This is a genomic window from Terribacillus halophilus, assembly GCF_900162685.1.
Lineage (GTDB): Bacteria > Bacillota > Bacilli > Bacillales > Amphibacillaceae > Terribacillus > Terribacillus halophilus_A.
Genome location: NZ_LT727828.1, coordinates 1609364 through 1634456 on the forward strand (window position 1 = coordinate 1609364; position 25093 = coordinate 1634456).

Annotated in this window: 22 protein-coding genes; 16 read left to right on the plus strand and 6 right to left on the minus strand. The window is 44.3% G+C overall.

All coding sequences use genetic code 11. From position 1 onward, the window contains the following. The first annotated feature begins 174 nt into the window (after window positions 1-174). The gene (locus B1K52_RS12740) at window positions 175-1521 is read left to right on the plus strand and encodes an aspartate kinase (RefSeq protein ID WP_077308802.1); all 1347 of its coding nucleotides are present in this window, start codon (window positions 175-177) and stop codon (window positions 1519-1521) included. 18 nt (window positions 1522-1539) lie between these two features. Here the strand turns inward: B1K52_RS12740 and B1K52_RS12745 are convergent, their stop codons facing one another. Together B1K52_RS12745 and B1K52_RS12750 are read right to left on the minus strand one after the other, a co-directional pair. After that, entirely contained in the window at window positions 1540-2289 is a 750-nt protein-coding gene (locus tag B1K52_RS12745) for a 3'-5' exonuclease (protein WP_077308804.1), read from the minus strand. Continuing rightward, a complete protein-coding gene (locus B1K52_RS12750; protein WP_077308806.1) occupies window positions 2286-4199 on the minus strand; it encodes a DUF294 nucleotidyltransferase-like domain-containing protein in 1914 nt (637 codons plus the stop codon). Before B1K52_RS12750 ends, B1K52_RS12745 begins: the two co-directional genes overlap by 4 nt. A gap of 100 nt (window positions 4200-4299) precedes the next feature. Between B1K52_RS12750 and B1K52_RS12755 the strand changes: the two genes are divergently transcribed. The 11 genes from B1K52_RS12755 (at window position 4300) to B1K52_RS12805 (ending at window position 16312) form a co-directional block, all read left to right on the plus strand. After that, entirely contained in the window at window positions 4300-6318 is a 2019-nt protein-coding gene (locus B1K52_RS12755; protein ID WP_077308808.1) for a sigma 54-interacting transcriptional regulator, read from the plus strand. An 18-nt stretch (window positions 6319-6336) separates the two neighbouring features. Further along, complete coding sequence (locus B1K52_RS12760; RefSeq protein ID WP_077308810.1) at window positions 6337-7239, plus strand: phosphate acyltransferase; 903 nt, start codon at window positions 6337-6339, stop codon at window positions 7237-7239. A gap of 11 nt (window positions 7240-7250) precedes the next feature. Then, window positions 7251-8345 carry a Glu/Leu/Phe/Val family dehydrogenase gene (locus tag B1K52_RS12765; protein WP_077308812.1) on the plus strand — a complete coding sequence of 365 codons (1095 nt, stop codon included), beginning with the start codon at window positions 7251-7253 and terminating at the stop codon, window positions 8343-8345. 18 nt (window positions 8346-8363) lie between these two features. Next, window positions 8364-9446: a butyrate kinase gene (gene buk, locus B1K52_RS12770; RefSeq protein WP_077308814.1), complete on the plus strand. Its 1083-nt coding sequence runs from the start codon at window positions 8364-8366 to the stop codon at window positions 9444-9446. 12 nt (window positions 9447-9458) lie between these two features. Beyond that, the gene (gene lpdA, locus B1K52_RS12775) at window positions 9459-10880 is read left to right on the plus strand and encodes a dihydrolipoyl dehydrogenase (protein WP_077308816.1); all 1422 of its coding nucleotides are present in this window, start codon (window positions 9459-9461) and stop codon (window positions 10878-10880) included. A gap of 4 nt (window positions 10881-10884) precedes the next feature. Further along, complete coding sequence (locus B1K52_RS12780; protein ID WP_373022647.1) at window positions 10885-11898, plus strand: thiamine pyrophosphate-dependent dehydrogenase E1 component subunit alpha; 1014 nt, start codon at window positions 10885-10887, stop codon at window positions 11896-11898. A 12-nt stretch (window positions 11899-11910) separates the two neighbouring features. After that, entirely contained in the window at window positions 11911-12894 is a 984-nt protein-coding gene (locus B1K52_RS12785; RefSeq protein ID WP_077308820.1) for an alpha-ketoacid dehydrogenase subunit beta, read from the plus strand. Window positions 12895-12907: 13 nt separating this feature from the next. Beyond that, on the plus strand, window positions 12908-14179 hold the full coding sequence (locus tag B1K52_RS12790) for a dihydrolipoamide acetyltransferase family protein (protein ID WP_077308822.1): 1272 nt from the start codon (window positions 12908-12910) through the stop codon (window positions 14177-14179). Between the two features lie 73 nt (window positions 14180-14252). Beyond that, a complete protein-coding gene (locus B1K52_RS12795) occupies window positions 14253-14687 on the plus strand; it encodes a BrxA/BrxB family bacilliredoxin (RefSeq protein ID WP_077308824.1) in 435 nt (144 codons plus the stop codon). Window positions 14688-14756: 69 nt separating this feature from the next. Continuing rightward, a complete protein-coding gene (locus B1K52_RS12800; protein ID WP_077308826.1) occupies window positions 14757-15740 on the plus strand; it encodes an aromatic acid exporter family protein in 984 nt (327 codons plus the stop codon). A 32-nt stretch (window positions 15741-15772) separates the two neighbouring features. Beyond that, window positions 15773-16312 carry a L,D-transpeptidase gene (locus B1K52_RS12805; RefSeq protein WP_077308828.1) on the plus strand — a complete coding sequence of 180 codons (540 nt, stop codon included), beginning with the start codon at window positions 15773-15775 and terminating at the stop codon, window positions 16310-16312. Here the strand turns inward: B1K52_RS12805 and prli42 are convergent. After that, window positions 16287-16367 (minus strand): stressosome-associated protein Prli42, encoded by an 81-nt coding sequence (gene prli42, locus B1K52_RS18490; protein ID WP_373022649.1) that lies wholly within the window; start codon window positions 16365-16367, stop codon window positions 16287-16289. The two genes, B1K52_RS12805 and prli42, sit on opposite strands and share 26 nt — an antisense overlap. 136 nt (window positions 16368-16503) lie before the next feature. On the opposite strand from prli42, the gene B1K52_RS12810 reads away from it, so the two are divergent. Further along, complete coding sequence (locus B1K52_RS12810; protein WP_077308830.1) at window positions 16504-17631, plus strand: M20/M25/M40 family metallo-hydrolase; 1128 nt, start codon at window positions 16504-16506, stop codon at window positions 17629-17631. A gap of 83 nt (window positions 17632-17714) precedes the next feature. After that, on the plus strand, window positions 17715-18947 hold the full coding sequence (locus B1K52_RS12815) for a DNA polymerase IV (RefSeq protein WP_077308832.1): 1233 nt from the start codon (window positions 17715-17717) through the stop codon (window positions 18945-18947). An 886-nt stretch (window positions 18948-19833) separates the two neighbouring features. Here the strand turns inward: B1K52_RS12815 and rnz are convergent. The 3 genes from rnz to B1K52_RS12830 are packed head-to-tail and all read right to left on the minus strand — an operon-like array spanning window position 19834 to window position 22559. Next, window positions 19834-20757 (minus strand): ribonuclease Z, encoded by a 924-nt coding sequence (gene rnz / locus B1K52_RS12820; protein WP_077308834.1) that lies wholly within the window; start codon window positions 20755-20757, stop codon window positions 19834-19836. A gap of 19 nt (window positions 20758-20776) precedes the next feature. Then, the gene (gene namA, locus B1K52_RS12825; protein WP_077308836.1) at window positions 20777-21799 is read right to left on the minus strand and encodes an NADPH dehydrogenase NamA; all 1023 of its coding nucleotides are present in this window, start codon (window positions 21797-21799) and stop codon (window positions 20777-20779) included. A 22-nt stretch (window positions 21800-21821) separates the two neighbouring features. Next, window positions 21822-22559, minus strand: coding sequence for a glycerophosphodiester phosphodiesterase (locus tag B1K52_RS12830; RefSeq protein WP_077308838.1), 738 nt, complete (start codon window positions 22557-22559; stop codon window positions 21822-21824). A gap of 80 nt (window positions 22560-22639) precedes the next feature. Between B1K52_RS12830 and B1K52_RS12835 the strand changes: the two genes are divergently transcribed. Continuing rightward, complete coding sequence (locus B1K52_RS12835; RefSeq protein WP_077308840.1) at window positions 22640-24259, plus strand: M20/M25/M40 family metallo-hydrolase; 1620 nt, start codon at window positions 22640-22642, stop codon at window positions 24257-24259. A gap of 39 nt (window positions 24260-24298) precedes the next feature. Beyond that, window positions 24299-25087: an SDR family NAD(P)-dependent oxidoreductase gene (locus tag B1K52_RS12840; RefSeq protein ID WP_077308842.1), complete on the plus strand. Its 789-nt coding sequence runs from the start codon at window positions 24299-24301 to the stop codon at window positions 25085-25087. Window positions 25088-25093 lie beyond the last annotated feature (6 nt).

A 25093-nucleotide genomic window follows, 5' to 3' on the forward strand; every position in this document is an offset into this window, starting at 1 on the left:
CGTAACAAAAAGACATGAACTACACCAAATCAGCACTCAGATTAACTATAATATAATTATGTAAACTATTATCGTCACTTTTTTCTCAAAATTATGTCTTTCATCTAGTCAGCGGAAGAAAACCTATGATACTATTTTATCTATGTAAAGAAAAAGCGTAATGGAGAGAGAGACATGAAGGTAGCTAAATTTGGTGGTAGTTCAGTAGCAAGTGCGGATCAGCTCCGCAAAGTAGCACAAATCGTAAAAGAAGATATAGAACGTAAATTTATTGTCGTATCTGCACCAGGGAAACGGGATAATGCAGATACGAAGGTAACAGATTTGCTGATTGCGATTGGCGAGGCGCATCGCAAAGGGGAAGACGTCAGCAAACAGGTGGAGAAAGTACTAGCACGATTTCGCTCCATCGTCAGCGAATTGGAGCTGGATAACAACTTAATTGAGCAAATAGCTGATCATTTAGAAGGGATACTAGCTGATACCATTCCTGTTCTGGATAAGATGGACGCTCTGAAAGCAACAGGAGAAGATTCTCTGGCTAGAGTATTCAGTGCATATCTAAACAAAGTGGGCGTAAAAGCAGCCTATGTAAATCCGCAGGAGGCGGGCCTTCTTGTCAGAGAGGAATTAGGCGGTGCCCGTATACTTGATGAAAGCTTTGATCATTTGTACAAGCTTCGCGAACGTGAAGGAGTGCTTGTAATTCCGGGCTTCTTCGGCTATACAAAGGAAGGAAAACTGGCTACATTTCCGCGGGGCGGATCTGATATCACGGGGTCAATTGTAAGTGCTGGTGTAAAGGCATCTTTATATGAAAACTTTACCGATGTAGATAGCGTGTACAGTGTGAATCCAAACATCGTGGATAACCCGAAAGAAATCCATACACTAACGTATCGGGAAATGCGGGAATTGTCTTATGCAGGTTTTTCAGTATTCCATGATGAAGCTTTAATTCCGGCATTCCAAGCAAAGATTCCAGTTTGTGTGAAAAACACTAATAATCCGTCTGCGCCAGGTACGATGATTGTAGCGGAGAGGGAAGTGGCGGGCAACCCGGTTATCGGTATTGCGAGTGATGCAGGTTTCCTAAGTATTTATATTAGTAAATACTTAATGAACCGGGAGCTTGGTTTTGGACGGAAGCTCCTGCAGATTCTTGAAGAAGAGAACATTTCCTTTGAACATGCACCATCAGGAATTGATGACATGAGTGTCATTATTCGTGAAAGTCAGCTTCCTGCAGACAAAGAAGCGATTGTTGTGCGCCGGCTGCAAGAAGAGCTGCAAGCAGATCATGTATCGATTGATCGAGATCTTTCCATGATTATGATCGTGGGAGAAGGAATGATTGAGACAATTGGAGTGTCCAGCACCGCTACGAAAGCATTCACAGACGCAAATGTGAATATCGAGATGATCAACCAAGGTTCCTCTGAAGTGTCCTTGATGTTCGGTGTAAAAACGACACAGCTTCATGATGCGGTAAAATCTTTGTATCACGCATTTTTCCAGTAAAAAAAATCAGGACAGCGCCTAAAGTTGCGCTGTCCTGATTTTCTTTTTAATCTTACTTAAAGGCAGTTGGAGGCTGGCATAATCACGGATGCCACGATCTGCTGCCATGTCCAGCAGATGAACGAATACGTTTGCCGTCATTTTCGCATCTCCAAGCGCGTGATGCCGATCGAGCTGCGGCACCTCGAAGCGGCTGATTAAACTGTCCAGACGACATTGCCTTTTTTTGAAAAACATCCTTGCCATTATTTGTGAATCCAACGTATAGCAGGATAGGGGAGGCAGTTTGTACATCTTCAGCATTGTCTGAATAAACCGAATATCGAATGATGCGGGATGAGCAACGAGAATGGTGTCTTTACTATACGCCAAAAAACGTTCCATCACTTCGGTGAATGCTGGTGCATCCTCTATTTCGTTTGGATCTAATTTGGTCAATTTGATAATCTTCTTTGGTGTTTTCAGCATCGGTTTGGCAACTTCATAAAATGTCTTATCAGATAGTATGCGGTTTCCTTGCACTTGGACCGCTCCAATTGAGATAATTTCATGCCCCAAGTCGGGGAAGAAGCCAGTAGTTTCTAAATCAAAAACGGTAAATGTCTGGTCTTCGAAAGGTACCTCACGGAGCGATCGGGCAGGCCGATAGTTGATAAGGACTTCTCGGAGCCGTTCATATGCTGGTGCTTTCATTAGTGCTTTTCGTTTGATATGCTGTATTAATTTCCCATAAAGCATATATCGGAGAAGCTGAAAATCGATTATCATCCGTTCACCTTGTTTCTGTTCTGTCTTAGTTCAAGGCCTTGCTGCATCCCTTTTGCAGCAGCTAGCGCATTTTTCAATGTCTGTTTTTCTGGCTTGTCCAGCTCTTTTACAGAAATTTGGGTTGTTAATGGTTCACCAGCATCCAACTGCTGCAGGTTAAGCTTAAGGCGGAAGAGCAGCAGTTCATGCAATGCTTGGATGGCCGTTTCACTATCACGTTTAGACATTTGGTTGTTGTCTAAAAGGGAGCGAAGGCGCCGAACGGTATGAACGTTTTCAATACCATATCCGACTGCATAAATGCGCACGGCATTAACAATTTGCATCATAGCTGACTGTTTTAAGTTCAGATGCTTGTCCTTTGAACTAGTAGAGATACGGCCAAATGCTTGCAAAGGTACACGTATCTGAAGTGTGTCGCGAATCAGCATTGGCTGCAGTTTTGGTGCGTGCTGCATAGCATGTGTAAGTTTTTCCCGCAGCTTGTGAGCAAGATCAAAATCTCCATACACAGGGCGGAAATCAATAAATATAGTGAAATCTCTTACTTCTTGTGCATCCAAATTCCGCAGCCATTGATCAATGGTATGAGACCATTGGGACAGAGAATGCCGCCATTTCTTTTCCTTTGCCATAATGCCGCCAGTACAGAGCGGGAAACCGCAGGCGTCGAGCTTAGTATTTATCTTTTCTGTCAATCTTTCGAAGTAGGTTTCTATTTCTTCTTTATAATTCAATTCATCATAGTCCGCAAGAATAATCCCGTTATCTTGATCTGTGCTGAATCCCTGTTCTTTCCTGCCTTCACTTCCCATTACGATAAAGCAGTAATTGATCTTTGGCCTGCCGTATCCCTCATGTACCATTTCCCGTTCTGACAGTTCGATAATCTGCCTATGCATTCGATCATTGTAGCTTGAAATCAGTTCTACAATGTCATAGCCATACATTCGCTCGTCAATCAGCTGCTGGATGAACAACTGAAATTGTTTGTTGTGCACCGGACTGAGACTTGCCAGCGTTTCAATTGAATCAGCATTGGCAATTCTGTAAGTGAGCTCAAAGTAAACGCTGTTCGACACACTAAGGAAAGAGGACTGCCGGATAAAACCGACCGCTCTGCTTCCGTGGAGCACAGGTATGACAGCCGCCGGGTGATGCTTAAGGAAGGAAAGGGCATCATAAATAAAATCATGCTCCTGCACAAAATAGTAATCTTTGTTCATAATCTGCTCGGCAGGTGCATCTAATCTGCCGGCTTTTAATGCATCAAATATTTGCCGGTACCCAATCATGCCTTCGATATCCTGTTTATTGGCACTGACCGCTACGCCTTCTGTTTCAGCAGTTTGCAGCAGTTCGGCGGCTGCATAAACGGATTCATCGGGATGAATGAATGTTGGCCGCTCCATGAAACTGGATACGCGCTTTTTATAAAGAGCCGGTTCGGTTTGGTCGGATAGGTCACTTGTTTTGTATTTAACCTCTTCATACAAGCTTTTCATCATCTGACTGACACGTTCGAGAATCGCTTGAGAAAACTGTACATTTTGCTGCATAGCCTGCTGGAAAGAAGCTTTCGGGAAAACAATGGATTTCGCTTTCTCTGCCGCTTGCACAGCGATTTGCATATCGCCATTTGCTACTAACGTTAATAAGCCGGCGAAATCTCCGGGATAGTCGTAACGAACAGCGACTTGCTTTCCGTTCGCTTGATAAATGATATCTTTTGCAACACCTGAGACAAAATAATGCACATGCGCATTTTCCTCGTTTTCTTCGGCTGAGACAATATACTCGTTTTCCAAGAATTCCTCGATTTCTGCTTGTTCGAACAGCGCATTGCGCTCTTTGTCGTTCAGCAGGGAGAACGGCATTGTTTTTTCATATAAATTGGTTAATTGTGTCATCGTAAAGTCGCTCCTTGCATGTCAAAGATCTTATTATTGCTAATTTCTGCAGACTAGTATACCCTATAAGTGTGCAAAACTTTGCAGGATGTGATCAAAAATGAAAAACCTACTCATTATCGGTGCTGGCGATGAGGCTGTCTTATTTATTAAGCAGTTGCAGCGAATTAAGGAATTTCGCATCGCTGGGATGCTAGTTAAAAGCCCGAGTGCCATCGTAAAATACCAAGCAGAACGACTGGATATCCCGCTTTGGAAAGATGTGACCGCTGAATCATTAGAGCAGGTCGATTTTGTGCTGGAAGTCTCAGGCGAATTAACAGATTTCCTTAATCCTTCGCTCTGTAAGGCAGAGATTATATCCAGACAAAGTGCACAAATGATGCTTGCATTCGCATCACCAGAAGATACAGAAAAGACTTCTACATATAATAGCCAGCAATTTCGCAGTAAAACGCTGGAATACTTGCATGAGGGGATCCTGTGCATGAATCGCCAGGATGAAATTATGTATTTGAACGAAGCAGCAGAGAAGCTGCTTGGCAGCTGCAAACACCAAGTAATCGGGAAACCCATAAATACCGTACTACCCGGTTCCAGACTATCTGAAACCATTCGAAAAAGGGAACGTTTTACAGATGAACAATTAAAACTCCCGAATGGGGAGGATGTCGTGTACACATGTGCGCCGATTGAAGATGACCAAGAGCGTGTGACTGGCGCATTTGCAGTATTGAAAAAGACGATTGATATAGTGGCGCTGGCAGAAGAGCTAACGGATGTCCGTGAAGTAAAATCGATGCTGGCAGCAATCATCGATTCGTCACAGGAAGCAATCAGTGTTGTTGACGAAAACGGTATTGGCTTGATTGTTAATCCTGCTTACACACGCTTGACCGGCTATGAAGCAGACCAGATTGTCGGGAAGCCGGCGATAACGGATATTATGGAAGGAGAAAGCCTGCATATGCAGGTGCTGCGTACACGCAGACCAGCGACAGGAGCTCGTATGCGAGTCGGGAAGCACGGCAAAGAAATGATGGTTAATGCTGCTCCTATCATCGTTGACGGGAAGCTTCGCGGCAGTGTCGGTGTGCTGCATGATATATCCGAACTGCATGAACTCCAGGATGAGGTACAGCGCGCTCGGAAGATAATCCGCAGTCTGGAAAATAAGTATACGTTAAAAGATGTGATCGCTGACTCTGGTACGATGCAAGTAACGCTTGAACAAGTGAAATTTGCAGTTCATGCAGATGCGCCGTGTCTTTTACGCGGAGACGCAGGTGTTGGAAAAGGGATGTTTGCTGCAATTATTCATAATGAAAGTAAACGGCGACATCACCCATTTATCCGTGTTGATTGTGCAGCAAATGATGAGGAAACATTAGAAAATCAATTGTTTGGTTCTGTTCGCCAGCAGCGTGCTGGTAGTTTAATCGAAAAAAGTAATGGAGGCACCTTGTTTTTGGATGATGTAGACTTCTTGCCGGTTCGTTTACAGGAGAAGCTTTCAGACTTCATGACAACGGGGAAGCTTCTGCTTCATGCTGGTAAATCAAAACAGATGGATGTGCGAATAGTTGTCAGCGCGCGTCACCCGCTGGAACGGGCTGTTTTTGAAAAACGATTTCATGAACCCTTATTTGAAAAGCTAAAGCGAATTACGATTTATATCCCAGACTTAACGGCGCGTCTGGATGATTTTGAAGGGTTATTATCCACAATTATCCACAAGCAAAGGCAGCTCCTGCAAACATCTGTTCAATCCATTTCTGAATCGTCAATTGATGTATTGAAAGCAAAGAAATGGACCCATAATGTAAAAGAGCTGGAAACAGCTATTGCTCAGGCTATGACTTTTATGGAGAAACATGAGCGTGTTGTGCAGCCAAAGCATATACAGCAGCAGAGCGCCGATTCTGCACTTTCTGCTTCAAATGGGACGCTGCAGGAGCAAGTGGAGCTGTTGGAAAAACAGCTGATAGAAGCTGCTTTACAAGCCAATGATTACAATAAGAAAGCGGCAGCAGATCAGCTTGGTGTATCAATCCGTAACCTTTACTATAAAATGGATAAGTATAATTTTGATAGAAGTGGCATGCAAGATTTTTCATAACGGGGAAGGAAGAATACGATGCATAAGTTTACCGCTCTTGAAAAAATGTCTGCTGCCAAGCAAGGGTGCACTATTGCCATTGCAGCAGCAGATGATCCGTCCATTGTGCAAGCTGTAAAGAAAGTAACCGATCAGCAGATGGCGTCCTTTTTATTATATGGAGATATTGATCGGCTGAAGCAGTTCATGCAAGAAGAACAGCTTGGAGAGGAAAGTGTAAACTGCGTCCATGCCGAAACAGCAGACAGGGCAGCAGACATGGCGATTGAATCCTGGAAGACAGGGAAAGCAGATTTGCTGATGAAAGGGATCGTTAGTACAGATGTACTAGCAGGCAAGCTTTTAAAAGACAAATCTATGTTAAAACCAGGTCATCTCTTATCGCAGCTGGCAATTTTCGATATACCATCTTATCATAAGCTCCTTTTTTTGACGGATGCGGGCATTAATATTGCGCCGTCATTGGAGATGAAAAAGAAGATACTTGCAAATGCTGTCAATGTTTATACGCAAATGCTGCACCAAGAACCGAAAGTAGCTGCACTTGCCGCAACCGAAAAAGTGAATCCGGTAATGCCTGCTACGACAGATGCTGCGCTGCTTCGCGTCATGCAGGAGCGGGGCCAGCTGGCTGCTTGTGAGCTTGATGGTCCGATTGCATTGGATAGTGCGCTGTCGGCACAATCTGCTGCTATCAAGAAGATTGATTCACCTGTCGCAGGAGATGTGGATATTCTATTGGTTCCGGACATTGAAAGCGGCAATATGTTATATAAATCATTTACCTATGCAGCGGGAGCGGTGAGTGCTTCACTGCTCGTTGGTACCAAAGCACCAGTCATTCTCACATCACGTGCTGATGACAGTACAAGTAAATATTATGCAATATGCTTCGCCATTGCGGCAGCATCAGTTGCTTAGGAGGAAGAAACATGAAAATCTTCGAAACTTTAGAACAATATGATTACGAACAGCTTGTCCTTTGCCAGGACAAAGAATCTGGCTTGAAAGCGATTATTGCTATTCACGATACAACATTAGGACCAGCACTAGGCGGCACGAGAATGTGGACATATGCTTCGGAAGAGGATGCCATTGTCGATGCGCTTCGTTTGGCAAAAGGCATGACGTATAAAAATGCAGCGGCTGGACTGAATCTTGGCGGCGGTAAAACAGTTATTATCGGTGATCCGAAAAAAGATAAAAACGAAGCAATGTTCCGCGCATTTGGACGTTACGTACAATCTTTAAATGGCCGTTATATTACAGCAGAGGACGTAGGAACAACGGTAGAAGATATGGAACTAATTCATACAGAAACTGATTTTGTTACAGGAATTTCTGCCGAATCCGGTTCATCGGGAAATCCTTCTCCTGTCACAGCTTATGGTGTGTACAAAGGAATTAAAGCAAGTGCGAAGGAAGCATTTGGAGATGACAGTTTGGAAGGCAAGACAATTGCTGTACAAGGTATTGGGAACGTTGCTTATGCTTTATGTGAACACCTTCATGCGGAAGGCGCCAAACTGATTGTAACGGATATTAACAAGGAAGCTGTTCAGAAAGCGGTGGAAGCATTCGGTGCAACTGCAGTTGATCCAGAAGAGATTTACAGCGTCGATTGTGATATCTTCGCTCCATGTGCACTTGGTGCAGTTATCAATGATGACACATTGCGTGTTTTAAAAGCGAAAGTAATTGCTGGAGCAGCTAATAACCAGCTGAAAGAAGAACAGCACGGACAGATCTTGTACGAACGCGGCATTGTTTATGCGCCAGACTACGTAATCAACTCAGGCGGTGTTATTAACGTAGAGGACGAATTGCATGGCTACAATCGCGAACGCGCGCTTCGTAAAGTAGAAACAATTTATGACAGCTTGCAGCGCGTGTTCGAAATTGCGAAACGCGACAACATCCCGACAAGTATTGCAGCAGATCGAATGGCCGAAGAAAGAATTGAAACAATGCGCCGATCCAGAAGCCAATTTTTGCGTAACGGCCACCATACATTAAGCAGAAGATAATATCGAGGGGGAAACCGCGTGCATACTGTTGAAAACCGTATTTTAGCGATAAATCCAGGTTCTACTTCCACTAAAATTGGTGTGTTTGATGATGAGCATAACATTTTTGAACGAGTTATCCGGCATGATTTGGAAGATATCGGCGGATACGCAAAAGTAATGGATCAATATCCTTTTCGGAAACAAATCATCTTGGATGCATTGGATTTTGAAGGCATCAATGTTTCCAAGCTAACTGCAGTCTGTGCACGCGGCGGACTGCTCAGACCGCTTGAAGGCGGGACTTATCAAGTAAATGAAGCGATGCTTGCTGACCTAAAGGCAGGTTATAATGGCGAGCATGCCTCCAATCTTGGCGGACTGATTGCTTATGAGATTGCCAGCAGTCTCGGAATTCCAGCATTCATTACCGATCCCGTTGTTGTGGATGAATTGGATCCGCTGGCGCGTCTATCTGGTTTACCAGGTGTGGAACGGAAAAGCATCTTTCACGCGTTGAACCATAAGGCGATTGCCCGTAAAGCTGCTGCAGCGAAAGAGAAGCCATACGAGGAAGCGAATATAATCGTTGTTCATCTCGGAGGCGGTATTACCGTTGGCGCTCATCGGCAAGGATTTGTAATTGATGTGAATAATGGTTTGAATGGAGAAGGTCCGTACACACCGGAAAGAGCGGGAACCGTACCAGCTGGTGATTTAATCGAACTGGCATTAAGCGGCGAATACACAAAGGATCAGCTGATGCGTATGCTGACGACAAAAGGCGGGTTCATGGGTTATCTCGGAACAAATGATGGACGGCTTGTCGCCGATAGAATTAAGAAAGGCGACGAAAAGGCAAAGTTCATTTTCGAAGGGATGATTTATCAGACTGCCAAAGAAATTGGTGCGATGAGTGTCGTTCTGACAGGTGAGGTAGATGCGATAGCCATCACCGGCGGACTGGCACATGATGAATTGTTCATCTCCATGCTGAAAGACAGGGTAAGCTGGATAGCGGACGTGCTTGTATATCCAGGTGAAAATGAGCTTCGTGCCCTGACAGAAGGTGCGCTTCGCGTTATGCGGAAAGAAGAAGCGGCGAAAGTTTATGCCGTATAGGAGGCAATAACAATGGTTAGAGAATACGACATTGTCATCTTAGGAGGCGGTACGGGCGGTTACGTTGCCGCCATCCGTGCTTCCCAGCTAGGATTGAAAACGGCAATTGTAGAAAAAGCAGAACTTGGCGGAACGTGCTTGCACCGCGGATGCATTCCATCAAAGGCATTGCTGCGGTCGGCAGAAGTTTACCGGCAAACAAAGGAAGCGGCAGCTTTCGGTATACATACAACAGATGTGCGCCTTGATTTTGAAGGGGTACAAAAGCGAAAAACAGCAATCATTGACCAGCTGCACCGCGGTGTGCAGCATTTAATGAAAAAAGGAAAGATTGATGTATTTCAAGGATTGGGCCGTATTTTAGGACCATCTATCTTTTCTCCGACAGCAGGAACAATATCAGTTGAATTTGCTGATGCTAGTGAAAATGAAATATTGCTGCCGAAGAACGTCATCGTAGCAACCGGTTCTTCTCCGCGTTCACTTCCGGGAATCGAATTTGATGAAAACAGAATTCTAAGCTCAGAGGGTGCTTTGGCGCTAACAGAGCTGCCGGAAACAATGACAATTATTGGCGGCGGTGTGATTGGGATTGAGTGGGCGTCCATGCTTCAGGATCTTGGTACAAAAGTGACGGTGCTTGAATATCAAGATCGTATTCTTCCGACAGAAGATGAACAAATCAGCAAAGAAATGGAAAAACAGCTCAAAAAACGCGGCATTACTATCCATACAAATGTGCAAGTAGAAAGCAGTACTGCGGATGACAGCAAGGTAACGGTAACAGCGCAGATGGATGGAGAAAAACAAGAATTTGTTTCTGATAAAATTCTCCTATCTGTCGGGCGTGCTGCTAATGTAGCAGATATTGGCTTGAAAAATACGGAGATCCAGCTCACAGAGCAAGGTTATATCGCCACAAATGCATACTATCAAACAAACGAATCCCACATTTATGCAATTGGTGATGTAATCGGCGGCATGCAGCTCGCGCATGTTGCGTCACGTGAAGGCATCGTGGCAGTCGAGCATATTGCAGGCGTGCAAACAGAAGAATTGGACTACAGTGCTGTGCCCGCTTGTGTATACAGCTACCCGGAAACAGCCAGTGTCGGGATGACAGAAGCCCAAGCGAAGGCAGAAGGCTACACTGTTAAAACAGGTAAAATGAGCTTCCAGGCGATTGGTAAAGCGCTAGTTTACGGAGAAACAGAAGGATTCGTCAAAGTAATTGCTGATGAAAAGACAAATGACTTACTAGGCGTTCATATGATTGGTCCGCATGTGACAGATATGATTTCTGAAGCAGGGCTTGCGAAGCTGCTTGACGCTACTCCGTGGGAAATTGGACAATCCATCCACCCGCATCCGACTTTATCGGAAATTATCGGGGAAGCTGCTTTAGCAGTTGATGGAGAGCAAATACATGGCTGAGACAATGAAGAAAGGGGGAGCGGCGATGTCAGAATCAAGACATGCTTCTCTTGGAATATCAGATGAAAAAGTAGTAGAAATGTATAGGTGGATGCTTTTGGCTAGAAGAGTTGATGAACGGATGTGGTTATTGAATCGCGCTGGTAAAATTCCGTTTGTTGTATCTTGTCAAGGGCAAGAAGCAGCGCAGGTTGGCGCTGCGATGGCATTAGATAAGGATATTGATTATTTGCTGCCTTATTATCGTGATTTAGGCATGGTGCTTCCATTCGGGATGACAGCAAAGGATTTAATGCTGTCTGCATTCGCTAAAGCGGAAGATCCAAACTCTGGCGCAAGACAAATGCCGGGACACTTTGGCAAGAAGTCTTCCCGAATTGTTACTGGTTCTTCTCCTGTAACAACACAAGTTCCGCATGCAGTTGGCTTCGCGCTTGCAGCTAAAATGGAGAAAAAACAGCTTGTCAGCTTTGTAACACTTGGAGAAGGTTCTTCTAACCAGGGTGATTTTCATGAAGGTTTGAATTTTGCTGGTGTTCATAAATTGCCAGTAATAACAATGGTCGAAAACAATAAATATGCCATCAGTATACCGCAGGAAAGACAGCTCGGCTGTGTTAATGTATCTGACCGCGCGCAAGGCTATGGTATGCCTGGTTTCACAGTTGATGGGAATGATCCGCTAGCTGTTTATCAAACGGTAAAAGAAGCGCGGGAGCGTGCGCTGAATGGGGAAGGACCGACGCTAATCGAGACAGTGTCTTACCGCCTAACACCGCACTCCAGTGATGATGATGATATGACCTACCGAGAAAAGAAAGAAGTCGAAGAAGCGCGCAAAAAAGACGGCGTGCTGACATTCGCTGCTTACCTTCGAGAAGCAGGTGTGCTCACAGAGGAAGCAGAAAAACAATTAGAAGAAGAAATCAAGCAAATCGTAGATGAAGCAACAGACTATGCTGAGCATGCTGAAGACCCGGAACCGGAATCCGCATTGCTTCATGTGTATGCCGATTAAGGAGGAAAAACAATGCCAGTAATGTCTTATATCCAAGCGATCACGCAAGCAATGCGTGAAGAAATGGAAGCAGATGAAAAAGTATTTGTATTAGGAGAAGACGTCGGAAAGCGGGGCGGCGTATTCCGTGCTACCGATGGATTGTATGATCAATTCGGGGAGGAGCGTACACTGGATGCACCGCTCGCTGAATCAGCCATCGCTGGTGTAGCAATCGGGGCGGCTATGTACGGTTTGAAGCCGATTGCGGAAATGCAATTCGCTGATTTTATTATGCCAGCAGTAAACCAGATTGTCTCGGAAGCAGCTAAAATCCGCTATCGTTCCAATAATGACTGGACTTGCCCGGTAACCATTCGTGCTCCATATGGCGGTGGTGTACACGGCGCGTTGTATCATTCGCAATCTGTAGAGGCGGTATTTGCCAACCAGCCAGGCTTGAAAATAGTTATGCCTTCTACACCTTATGATGCAAAAGGACTTCTAAAAGCAGCAATCCAAGATCCCGATCCGGTCTTGTTCTTTGAACATAAACGAGCTTACCGCCTCATTAAAGGGGAGGTACCAGCAGAATCCTACACGCTGCCGATTGGAAAAGCAGACGTAAAGCGGGAAGGTTCTGATATTACGGTCATCACCTACGGATTATGTGTTCATTTTGCACTGCAGGCAGCTGAAAAACTAGCAGCTGAAGGCATTGAAGCGCATATTCTTGATTTGCGGACCGTTTATCCACTTGATAAAGAAGCGATTATTGAGGCTGCTTCTAAAACAGGAAAAGTGTTGCTAATCACAGAGGATAATAAAGAAGGCTCCATTATTGGAGAAGTTGCAGCAATTATCGGTGAAAATTGCCTCTTCGACTTGGATGCACCGATTCAGCGATTAGCTGCACCAGACGTACCTGCTATGCCATATGCGCCTAGTACGGAAAAATACTTCATGGTTAATCCTGCCAAAGTGGAAGCTAGCATGCGAGAACTAGCGGAATATTAAACGAGGTGTAATGATGACGATAGAAAAGATATTGATGCCAAAGCTTGGCGAGAGTGTAACAGAAGGCACGATCAGCACATGGCTCGTCCAACCTGGTGACAAAGTCAGTAAATACGATGCCATTGCAGAAGTGATGACCGACAAAGTGAACGCGGAGATTCCCAGCTCTTACACAGGTGTCATCAAAGAATTAACAGTAGCAGAAGGTGACACCGTTGAAGTAGGAGCACTCATTTGTTCAATCGAGACAGAGGATGCAGGAGAGGCACCGAAACAAGAAACTGATTCTGTTGCCTCTGGCAGCGCTGCTCCTGCTGAGTCAGAAAAGCAAACGACTGGAGAAACAGCGATGAAAGCAAGGTATTCACCTGCTGTTATGCGGCTCGCACAAGAACATGACTTGGATCTCTCCGCTATAAACGGCAGCGGAAAAGGCGGCCGCATCACGAGAAAAGACGTGGAAGCAATTATTGCCTCCGGTGAGAAACCGCAAGCACAAACGAAATCACAGCCAGAAACGCAAACTGCTGCACCGGCAGCCGCAGAACAGCAAGCAGCACCAGCGCCAATGAGAGAAGCAGCTGCTTCAGGTGCGGCAATTCCAGTTACAGGTGTGCGCAAAGCAATTGCTAACAACATGGTAAAAGCTGCGACAGAAATACCGCATGCATGGATGATGGTAGAAGTAGACGTGACGGAATTGGTTAAATATCGAAACAAAGTAAAAGATGCGTTTAAAGCAAAAGAAGGTTATTCGCTTACGTTCTTCTCCTTCTTCGTCAAAGCAGTTGCACAAGCGTTAAAAGAATTCCCGCAGCTGAATAGTTCTTGGGCAGGAGATAAGATTATTCAGCATGATGAAGTGAACATTTCTATTGCTGTAGCAAAAGAGCAAGAGTTGTTCGTTCCGGTCATTCAATCAGCAGATGATTTAAGTGTAAAAGGGATAGCGAAACAGATTACTTCTCTTGCAGGAAAAGCACGAAATGGCAAGCTGACAGCAGCTGACATGCAGGGCGGTACATTTACCGTTAATAATACAGGCTCCTTCGGTTCTGTACAAAGCATGGGAATTATTAATCATCCGCAAGCTGCCATTCTGCAAGTAGAATCAATCGTAAAACGTCCGGTAATTATCAATGATATGTTTGCAGCGCGCGATATGGTGAATTTATGTTTGAGTCTTGATCACCGCGTGTTGGACGGACTTGTTTGCGGTCAATTTATGGCAAGAGTGAAAGAGATTCTCGAGAACATATCTGAATCTACTATGCCTGTCTATTAAGTGAGTCTTTAGAAATTGAAAGAAGCTAAATTTGCTGATACACTTGAACTAGTGTAAAAGGGGAGGAATAGCGATGGCTGATTTCAGAATGTTTATGAACGATATCGTAACAACAGCGAGAAAAGACCTGACAGATGCAGGCTATGTCGAATTGACGACGCCGGAAGAAGTGGACAGTACCTTGAAGAAAGAAGGCACAACACTTGTTATGATCAATAGTGTCTGCGGCTGTGCTGGCGGCATTGCACGTCCTGCAGCAGCACATAGTCTTCACTATGATAAACGCCCGGATCAGCTTGTGACTGTATTCGCAGGTCAAGACAAAGATGCGACGGCAAAAGCGCGTGGATATTTTACAGGATTCCCGCCAAGTTCTCCATCCTTTGCTTTCATGAAAGACGGCGAAATCGTCACGATGATTGAGCGTCATGATATCGAAGGTCATGAACCGATGGAAGTTGTCAATAAATTGCAGTCACTGTTCGACGAGCACTGCAAAGAAGTATGAGCAGTAGTCCCCATCCTAAAGGATGCGGGACTATTCTGCTTTTGATTATTTTAAACGAGGAGCACCAAAGTGAAAATAGGCTATCGTACAATTAAGACTGCGGTAGGAACACCCCTTGCGATTTGGATAGCGGAACTGCTGCAGCTGGATAACAGCGTATCGGCAGGAATACTCACAATACTATGCACACAAATCACAAGAAAGAAATCCTTCCTAGCCGCTTGGCATCGCATAGCGGCTTGTCTGCTGGCGATTGTGCTTTCATTTCTGCTATTCGAGTCAATCGGATTCTATCCATACAGTATTGGCATCTTGCTGCTTCTATTTATTCCGATAACGGTTACGCTGCGCGTTTCACCTGGTATTGTATCCAGTTCTGTTATTATTCTGCATTTATACAGTGCCGGTAATATTACCATTGATTTGGTTATAAATGAACTTATCTTAATAGCAGTGGGTATCGGAATTGCGTTACTTGTAAACCTTTATATGCCAAGTTTAGAAGCGACTATTCGGCGAAAACAAATTGCGCTGGAACGTAATTTCGCCAAAATACTGAAAGAGATTGCGACGTACTTAAAAGAAGGAGACCAAGCGTGGTCTGGCGAAGAAATTGCTAAGACGGAGAAGATTCTCAAGGAAGCGAATCAGCTCGTGGGACGTGACGTTGAAAATCATGTACTGCGGTCGGAGCATCCGTATTATGATTATTTTGAAATGCGTACTAACCAATTTGCCATCTTAAAACGAATCCTGCCGCTAGTCAGCCGGCTTCCAGAAACGTCGTATTCACAATGCGATCGATTAGCTCACTTTTATTTTGGATTGGCAGACTCTGTGCATCCGGGAAATACGGCAGTTCTATTTCTAGAAGAATTAGAATCGTTACGACAGTCCTTCGATAAAGATCCGCTTCCAAAATCAAGAGAAGAATTTGAGACAAGGGCACACCTATTTCAGTTGCTGTACGAAATGGAAAATTATTTAAAATTAAAGCAAGCATTCAAAGACAGCGATCTGCAACATAGAAATAGACGGATAGAGCAACAATAAAAGCATCATCACCTAGAAGGGATTGTGCTTTTATGCGTGCGCTTCTGCTGGCTTTTACTTGTGTATCAATCTTGTCACCGTTATGGCCGTTTGGCGAAAATCCAATGCCGGGCAGGCCGCTTATCATTGTAAACAAAACGACGAACCAGCTTGCACTTGTAGACGAGGGAGAGATTGTAAAAATCTACCCAGTAGCTACTGGCAAAACAGCGGAGTCAACACCCGAAGGATTATTCATGACTTTGTTCAAGACCGAGTACCCTTCGTATACGAAAAAGGGAATAGCCGGCGGTGACGAAGATAATCCGCTCGGAAGCCGATGGATTGGTTTTAATGCAAAAGATACACAAGGCCGGACCTACGGCATTCATGGAACGAACAGGCCAGAATCAATTGGAAGAAGTGTATCGGCGGGCTGCATCCGGATGCAAAATAAAGATGTGGAAGAATTGTATGAACAAATACCCGTCGGTACAAAAGTACACATTGTTACAGATGGAAAATCATTTGAAGAGATTGGAAGAGAAGATGGAGCTATTTTGTCTCCTAGAAGACAAAATAGCTCATTGTGATTGCTAAAGTGGAGATAAGCATCGTGAATATCATCAAGTAAACCATGAATTTCATGGCAATACTTTGCTTGGATCTTTTTTTCTTTTGATTAGCCAATGTCGTATAGCCCCCTTATCTGTTTATGTACATTGTACAGGGAAGCGGGTAAGGGGACAAGGAGAAACCAACAGACAGATAGGAGTACATAACCATGATAAAAGTAAACAAAGATCGTTTGATTGAAACATTCTTAGAACTTGTTCAAGTGGATTCCGAAACAGGCGAAGAACAAGAGATCGCAAAAGTACTGAAAAAAAAATTCACGGATTTAGGCGTACACGTTCAAGAAGATAATTCCATGGAGAAGACGGGTCACGGAGCAAACAATCTGATTTGCACATGGGAAGGCACTGTTGATGGAAAAGAAGACATCTACTTTACCTCTCATATGGATACTGTTGTACCTGGCAAAGGCATTAAACCGCAAATCAAGGACGGCTATATTACGAGTGACGGTTCCACGATTCTAGGCGCAGATGACAAAGCTGGTCTTGCAGCAATACTTGAAACAGTGCAAGTGTATAATGAACAGAAGCTGCCGCATGGCACTGTTCAATTTATTATTACAGCAGGTGAGGAGTCTGGCCTTGTTGGCAGCCGTGCGCTTGATCCGTCCTTGGTGAAGGCATCATTCGGTTATGCAATCGATAGTGACGGTTCTGTAGGGGATATTGTCGTGGCAGCACCAACACAAGCAAAGCTGCTTGCGAAAATCCATGGCAAAACTGCACATGCAGGAGTGGCGCCAGAAAAGGGTATTTCCGCAATCACATTGGCAGCCAAAGCGATCTCAAAAATGCCGCTTGGCCGCATTGATGAGGAAACGACAGCGAATATCGGCAGCTTTGCAGGCGGGAAGCAAACAAATATCGTATGCGATTATGTGGAAATCTTAGCAGAAGCTAGATCATTAGAGACGAGCAAGATGGAAGCACAAGTACAAAAAATGAAGCAAGCATTTGAACAAACTGCTGAGGAGTTTGGGGGACATGCAGATGTAGATGTCAAAATCATGTACCCAGGCTACAAGCAGCAAGCAGGTGACCGTGTTGTCGAAGTTGCGCGCAGTGCAGCAAAGACAATCGGCCGGGAAAGTAAACTGACACAAAGCGGCGGTGGAAGTGATGCCAATGTTATTGCTGGATTTGGCATTCCAACAGTAAACTTGTCTGTCGGTTACGAAGAGATTCACACGACAAATGAACGGATACCGGTAACAGAGTTGGTTAAGACCGCAGAAATGGTTGCGGCAATCATCCAGGAAGTTTCCAACAGCTAATTAGGATAGGGGGCACATGCCTCCTATTTATTTTGCAAACATGCTATAATAGAACGACAGTTCGCATCGAGAGGAGGAGCAGCATGCAGAGTAAAGGAAGGGCGATATTTCATGTAGATATGAATAGCTTTTATGCTTCGGTTGAGATGGCTTTTGATCCATCGCTTCGCGGCAAGCCATTAGCTATTTGCGGTAATCCAGCTGAACGGAAAGGCATAGTCGTAACAAGCAGTTATGAAGCAAGAAAGAAAGGCGTACGTACGACAATGCCGCTGTGGGAAGCTCGTCGCTTATGTCCTGATTTACTTGTCATGCGCCCCAATTTCGATCGCTATCGGAAAGCTTCCAGTGAAATGTTTAAACTCTTGCAAGAGGTAACACCAATTATTCAGCCCGTTTCTATTGATGAAGGCTATATGGATGTAACGGATTGTTCTCATTTAGGTTCCACCTTAGAAATTGCCCAAAAGCTTCAAGAACGTATTTTACAAGAATTGGATCTTCCTTGCAGCATAGGCATAGCACCTAACAAGTTTTTGGCTAAGATGGCTTCAGATATGAAGAAACCGCTTGGCATTACCGTCTTAAGAAAAAGAGATATTTCTTCTATACTGTGGCCGCTTGCGATAGAGGAGATGTACGGAGTCGGAGCCAAGACAGCAGAGAAGATGCGGACACTTGGTATTAAGACGATTGGAGATTTAGCACATAAAGATAAATACCAATTAAAACGGATCTTCGGCGTGAACGGTGAACGGCTTGCCAATCGGGCAAATGGAATAGACGACCGACCTGTTGATCCCGAAGCTGTACACAGCTTTAAAAGTATCGGCAGTTCCCAAACGCTGCCGCGTGATACAACGGATGATAAAGAGCTGGATAAGTTATTAAGCCAATTGAGTAAAAGTGTAGAAAAACGGATGCACCGAAAAGAAGCCATCGCAAAAGGCATTCAGCTAATGATTCGTTACCACGACCGCAAAACCATTACCAGAAGCATGAAGCTGCAGCATTTTCTGGAGTCGGCAGATGAAGTATTCCAGTATGCCCAAACGCTGCTGCAAAAGCATTGGAACGGAGAGCCGATCCGGCTGCTCGGTGTCAGTGTATTCGATGTGGCAGAGAAGAAGGAAGTTGGTAAACAACTGGATTTGTTTACTTATGAAAAAGAAGCCGAAAAAGAGGGGCTATATAAAGCAATCGACGACTTAACCTCCAAATTCGGCAAGAATCCTTTCCGCCGCGTACAAACTAGTACATCAGATGAAGTTCGCACAAGTTTTCAGAAGGATTTTTTGGATGATTATAAGAAATAGAGCTGCTATTCCATAAATATGCGGTACGTTAGAACAGAGATGAACTTTCTGTTAAAGCGGTACTTTAACTCTATAGATATGGTGAAAACATACCATAAATAGCTCTTGTTCAAGAAGTGTAATAACAGCTTAACCTCTTATTTTCTTGTCTCTCATTAATTTGTGAGCATAGTACTTCCAATACTTGCGGTTTTTGGTAAAGAAAAATGCAGAGGAGTAGCAGTGATACTAGACTGATTAGCAATGTTCTTCATTATCTGAAAAGTGTACTTTATTGAACGTTGACTTTGTACTTAAACTCATAGATTTTATGGTAACCAAATGCACTTTCTCAGTGGATTTATCATTGTCTAAACTTCTTGCAAGTAATGATAAAAAACAGATTAAACATACTAAAAAAAGTGGATAAGGTCATCGACGGATGACTTTACCCACTTTTTTCTTTTTTGAGTTTTAGTGAAAGATGAAAGAAAACTCGAACGGCCTCAGAATCTCTTTTAAATGTAATCCTCTGTCGGCCGCTTCGGCAGAATACTGATACATTTTTAGAACATACGGATCTTATTTTTCCGACTTATGCTTCTTTTAACATACAGTAATTTCGATATGCTTTATAGAAACTGATACTAGTTAAAGCAAGAATTATGAGAGGAAGATTGCTTAAAATCAGAAATGGAATTTCGAAAATAAACCCTATCCAGAATAATGTACCACTTGAGTCTAAAAGACCTTCAGCAAAATAGAAACCTGTATCTTGGTAAATTAAATATGAATAGGTATATCAGCACATTGTCGGCGATTGACTACACAGTTTTTTAAAATAAAAACCCAAGCTATACTAGTCCATAAAAGACTTCGCTATAGCTTGGGTTATTTACTTATCATATCATTTTTTCATCACTTCAAAAACGCACATATCCTCGGCAAGTTCAGTTGCTGGGAAAATAGTTTGCGCTTGTTCGGCTAAGATTTCTGCTTCATCTTTGTGGTAACGAGCAGAGATATGAGTAAGAATCAGCTTTTGTACGTTTGCTTCTTTTGCCAACGTGGCGGCTTGCAGGGCAGTAGAGTGGCCGTATGCTTTGGCCATTTCCGGTTCGTCTGATGAAAAAGTCGCTTCATGCACAAGAATATCGGCATCTTGCAGTACTTCTTTTAACTCCGGTAAATAGGTTGTGTCTCCGAGTATTGCCAGCTTGCGGCCAGGTTTATCGGGTCCGAGAAAGTCATCTCTTTTGATTAGCTGTCCATCAGGCAATTTCGTTACTTCCTGATTTTTAATCTCCCGGTAAATGGGGCCTGGCGTAATGCCCAATTCTCTAAGTTTATCTACCCGCAACTCTCCAAGTGTATCCTTTTCTTTGACAATATAGCCAAAGCAAGGGATTCCATGTGACAATGCAATCGCTTCTACTGTCCAGCCTTCGTCTTCAAAAATACGGCCCGGTTCAATTTCATGTATGATCAAGCTGTTCGCTGTGCTGCTCCCGCTTATATTCAATGAAACTTCAATATATTGCTTTATGCCGCGAGGACCGTAAATTTCGAGCTGTAAATCAGATTGCTGAAAAGAACGCGTCGATAATAAACCAGGCAATCCGTATATATGGTCACCGTGAAGATGTGTGATGAATATCTTTTCAATTTTTCCAGCTTTCAGCGGGGAATAGAGCATTTGATGCTGTGTAGCTTCCCCGCAGTCAAACATCCATACGGCTTGCCTTTCTTGGGGCATTGAAAGGCAAATGCTCGTTACATTGCGATCCTTTGAGGGGAGACCGGCACCGGTCCCGAGAAAATGTAATTCCATGTTAAAATGCCTCCTGCTATTACCAGCCGCGCTTATAAGGGACTGGTGCTTCCAAACTATAATGCAGCTGTTCTGCTGCTTCGAGCGGCCAATACGGATTTCGCAGCATGGCACGGGCAACAAAAACAAGATCAGCGCGTCCATTCTGGAGAATCTCTTCGGCTAATGGACCGTTCGTGATCAAACCAACCGCAGCCGTGTCGACAAGCGCATGCTTGCGGATTCGTTCAGCGTGAACCACTTGATAACCAGGATAGACGATGTCCGGACCTTGTGCTACAACGCCGCCAGTACTGCAATCAATTAAATCGACGCCTTGTCTTTTCATTTCGATGCTATAGTAAATGAATGCATTCATATCATTGCCATCTTCTGCGTATTCATTTGCCGATATACGGACAAACAAAGGGCCATCCCAAACTTGTCTCACAGCGTCAATAACTTCTCGAAGAAAACGGTAGCGGTTTTCACGGGCGCCTCCGTACATATCAATTCGTTTGTTTGTTAGCGGAGAGAGGAATTGATTAATCAAATACCCATGCGCAGCATGAATTTCAATCACGTCAAACCCTGCTTCTTTCGCGCGAAGCGCTGCCTGGCGGTACGCCTCGACTAGTTCTTTTATTTTGTCTATCGTTAATGGTGTTGGTTCAGCTGATTCTCCGTCCCATGGCACATTGCTTGGTGCTACAATTGGGTCGCTGGCTCTGGATTTCCTGCCCGCATGTCCAAGCTGAATACCGCTTTTAGCGCCGTGTGCTTGAATACGGCTGCTGATGGTGCGGAGGTCTTCAATATGTTCATTAGACCAGATACCAAGGTCGTTATTGGATATTCTTCCTTCCGGTGTAACAGCTGTTGATTCCACGAATACAAGGCCTGCTTGGCCGATTGCTCTGCTTTCATAGTGGGAGACATGGAAAGTTGTTGCTTTCCCATCTTCCTCTTCCACTGCATACATACACATAGGAGATACAACAATACGGTTCTTTAACGTACAATCTCTGTAAGTAATAGGTTGAAATAATTTAGGTGTAGCCATTGTAGGACCTCCGTTTGTTTGATTAACTAGTTATATAGCTTTTGCGCAACTCCAGTGCTCTGTCTGGAACGTCACTGATGATTGTATCGCATGCTGCTTCGAGTGCTTTTAAGATATACATCGGCTGATTGACGGTGTACACACGAATCGGTATGTGCCGCTGCTGGCATTCATTAAGCAGCTTTTTATTCAGCAAGCGAAATTTTGGATGCAAAGCTTTAGCACCAATCTCTTCCATGAGGGAAAACAGCTCCCTTGGCCGTTTCGACGTAAGGAACCCTGTATCAATAGCAGGGTCAAGAGCAGCGGTTCTGCGGATGCTATCTGGATTAAAGCTAGATATCGTTGTCCTGTCTGTCATCTGATGTTCTTGAAGTCGCTGCAACACTATTTCCTCAATGCCCGGGTAAGGAAACTGGTTTGTTTTTAGCTCTATATTCAAAAGCAGTGATGTTTGTTTGATCCAAGAAAGAAAAGAATCAAGCGAAATAATTTTTTCGCCCGCATAATCACGATGAAACCAACTGCCTGCGTCTAACTGTTGTAATTGTTCGTAAGTAAGACTGCGGACCAATCCGCGTTTGTTCGTCGTACGATTAATGCTTTCATCATGAATCAGCACGGGAACTTGGTCTTTCGTCAGTTGTACATCGGTTTCAATTCCGTCCGCCTGCATTCTTTCAGCCATTTGAAAAGCAGCCATTGTATTTTCCGGTGCATAATTACTTGCACCGCGATGTGCAAATATTTTAGTAGACATGTTTTCACCCCGAACTTATACGTATAGTAGAATTGTGCGAGAAAAACCGGCAAAAGTCAATTTGAAAAGGGAGTGCTAGAATGAAACAGTGGCAAACAGTTGAAGAATTGGTCGCATTACTAGCAGAACTGGTGGAAATTGAAAGCATTACAGGTTCGGCCGAGGAAATACGTTTTCCGGAACATGTGTACAGTTTACTTGAACAAAAGCCATACTTTCAGCAGCACCCTGATTATGTAGCGCTGCATCCCTTGCAAGACGGAAGACAGCTGCTCACTGCATTGGTAAAGAAAGCTGATAAAAAAGACACCATTATTCTTCTTAGCCATTTTGATGTGGTAGGAACAGAAGATTTCGGCACGTTACAGCATTTGGCCTGCAAGGTAAGCGATTTGACAGCAGCTTATCAAAATGGGGATGTAGAGCTGCCGCAAGCGATCAAAACAGAAATACAGCATGGCGAATGGCTGTTTGGACGTGGAACAATGGATATGAAAGCGGGATTGACTGTTCATCTTTCTATGCTGGAGCGAGCCATGGATGGAGTTTTTGACGGCAATATTCTGTTATTGTCAGTTCCGGATGAGGAAGTGAACTCTGCGGGAATGCTGTGTGCTTTAGAAGTGCTGCAGCAGCTGCAGGATAAGGAAAGGTTGAATTATAAGTTATGCATGAATGGAGAGCCTGTTTTCAGTAAGTACCCTGGGGATACGGGAAACTATTTATATACTGGTTCCATCGGTAAAGTACTTCCCGGCTTTTTCTGCTACGGAAAAGAGACGCATGTGGGAGAGCCGTTTGGCGGACTTAATGCTAATTTGATGATCAGTTATTTGTCACAGGAACTCGAGCTGCAGGAAGCATTTATCGAAGAAGTGTACGGAGAGGTGACGCCGCCGCCAGTCAGTTTGATGCTGCGTGATTTAAAGGAAGCGTATTCCGTTCAAACGCCTGTTTCTGCAGTAGCGATGTATAATGTTCTGTTCCTGGAGCAGTCCATTCAAACGATTAATGATAAATTAAAAGTCGCTATGAATCAGGCAGCCAGTAAGATAGAAACACATTACCAAGAAAAAGCGAAGGCGTCGGCTGCCAAATCCCATGCATTTCAGCCAATTGGCTTCCAAGTAAAAACGATACTTTATGAAGAGCTTTATGACTATGCAGTCAACCGGTTTGGCAGAGCCGAAGTGGAAAGAAGACAGAACTGGCTAATAACGACAAGAAAAGAAGGGGACAGAGACTTCTCGACGAAGCTTGTTAAAGAATTGGTGAGCATGTGTCATGAGCTGGCACCTGTTATCGTGCTTTTTTACAGTCCGCCGTTTTATCCTGCGGTTTCTTCGAAGAAAGATCCGTACGTACAGAAGCTTGTTAAGGAGATCCAAACGGAAGCAAAAAAGGATTTTGATGCGGATTTGACGGAAGTGCAGTTTTTCCCGGGTTTGTCTGACTCGAGTTTTATTGGCAAACCAACATCACCGACAGCTATTCAAGACTTGATTTCTAATATGCCGTTGCAGGAGAAAGGATTTACACTTCCGGCTGACTTAATGGAAGGGCTGCAGATGCCCGTCTTACATTTAGGTCCGTACGGCAAAGATGCACATCAATGGACAGAGCGTCTGGAAGTAACCTATAGTTTTGGCAAACTCCCTGATTTGATGGAACAGACAATCCAGTATGCATTTCGTACATAACTGGCGCGTTAGTTGGGTAAACAGAAAGAGGTACGTCACATGAAAGTAGCTAAAAAGAATGTCTTAATTACCGGTGCATCCAGCGGTCTCGGCAAGGCACTTGCGATTGAAGCGGCTGCAGCTGGGCACAAATTGCTGCTAGTCGCTCGGTCACTGGATAAACTGAATCAGCTTGCTGCAGAGTTAGAAGAACGTTTTCGTGCAGATGTTTCTGTATATCGCGCAGATTTGAACGCAGCAGCAGAGTGGCGTGCCGTGCTAGAACAAATGCAGCAGCAAGAGCAGCGAATTGATGTGTTGATCAACAATGCTGGTGTTGGCTATTTTCGTTATTTTACAGAAACAGAACCTGGGCAGCTGGCAACAACGATGCGTGTCAATGCACTTGCTGGGATGGAAGCCACAGCAGCGGTTCTGCCAGGCATGCTAAAGCAGCAGAGCGGACATATTATGATGATTGGTTCAATGGCTGGTAAGGTGGCCACCCCGAAAGCGGCTATTTACGCCGCTAGTAAGCATGCCGTCATTGGTTTTAGCAACGGATTGCGCCAGGAGCTGAAGCCTTATGGAATTTATGTGACAGCAGTCAATTTAGGACCAATGGATACAAACTTTTTCGATACAGCAGATCCGAGCGGACGTTATCGTGAAGCAAGTTCCCGTTATATGCTGGCGCCTGAGCAAGTTGCAAGGAAAGTTGTGGCAAGCATCGGCAATCCGAAGCGTGAAATCAATCTGCCAGTCTGGATGGGCGCAGGCAGTAAACTGTTTCAGCTCTTCCCCGCATTCATGGAGAAGCTGCTTGGCAGTCAGCTTAGCAAGAAATAAAGGAGG

Coding starts and splice junctions, on each gene's coding strand:
- B1K52_RS12760 (WP_077308810.1), top strand. CDS start 6,337: ATGCATAAGTTTACCGCTCTTGAAAAAATGTCTGCTGCCAAGCAAGGG.
- B1K52_RS12830 (WP_077308838.1), bottom strand. CDS start 22,559: ATGTCTACTAAAATATTTGCACATCGCGGTGCAAGTAATTATGCACCG.
- B1K52_RS12805 (WP_077308828.1), top strand. CDS start 15,773: ATGCGTGCGCTTCTGCTGGCTTTTACTTGTGTATCAATCTTGTCACCG.
- B1K52_RS12740 (WP_077308802.1), top strand. CDS start 175: ATGAAGGTAGCTAAATTTGGTGGTAGTTCAGTAGCAAGTGCGGATCAG.
- namA (WP_077308836.1), bottom strand. CDS start 21,799: ATGGCTACACCTAAATTATTTCAACCTATTACTTACAGAGATTGTACG.
- B1K52_RS12780 (WP_373022647.1), top strand. CDS start 10,885: ATGAAGAAAGGGGGAGCGGCGATGTCAGAATCAAGACATGCTTCTCTT.
- B1K52_RS12745 (WP_077308804.1), bottom strand. CDS start 2,289: ATGATAATCGATTTTCAGCTTCTCCGATATATGCTTTATGGGAAATTA.
- rnz (WP_077308834.1), bottom strand. CDS start 20,757: ATGGAATTACATTTTCTCGGGACCGGTGCCGGTCTCCCCTCAAAGGAT.
- B1K52_RS12810 (WP_077308830.1), top strand. CDS start 16,504: ATGATAAAAGTAAACAAAGATCGTTTGATTGAAACATTCTTAGAACTT.
- B1K52_RS12815 (WP_077308832.1), top strand. CDS start 17,715: ATGCAGAGTAAAGGAAGGGCGATATTTCATGTAGATATGAATAGCTTT.
- B1K52_RS12840 (WP_077308842.1), top strand. CDS start 24,299: ATGAAAGTAGCTAAAAAGAATGTCTTAATTACCGGTGCATCCAGCGGT.
- B1K52_RS12785 (WP_077308820.1), top strand. CDS start 11,911: ATGCCAGTAATGTCTTATATCCAAGCGATCACGCAAGCAATGCGTGAA.
- B1K52_RS12835 (WP_077308840.1), top strand. CDS start 22,640: ATGAAACAGTGGCAAACAGTTGAAGAATTGGTCGCATTACTAGCAGAA.
- prli42 (WP_373022649.1), bottom strand. CDS start 16,367: ATGAAATTCATGGTTTACTTGATGATATTCACGATGCTTATCTCCACT.
- B1K52_RS12750 (WP_077308806.1), bottom strand. CDS start 4,199: ATGACACAATTAACCAATTTATATGAAAAAACAATGCCGTTCTCCCTG.
- B1K52_RS12755 (WP_077308808.1), top strand. CDS start 4,300: ATGAAAAACCTACTCATTATCGGTGCTGGCGATGAGGCTGTCTTATTT.
- B1K52_RS12765 (WP_077308812.1), top strand. CDS start 7,251: ATGAAAATCTTCGAAACTTTAGAACAATATGATTACGAACAGCTTGTC.
- B1K52_RS12790 (WP_077308822.1), top strand. CDS start 12,908: ATGACGATAGAAAAGATATTGATGCCAAAGCTTGGCGAGAGTGTAACA.
- lpdA (WP_077308816.1), top strand. CDS start 9,459: ATGGTTAGAGAATACGACATTGTCATCTTAGGAGGCGGTACGGGCGGT.
- B1K52_RS12795 (WP_077308824.1), top strand. CDS start 14,253: ATGGCTGATTTCAGAATGTTTATGAACGATATCGTAACAACAGCGAGA.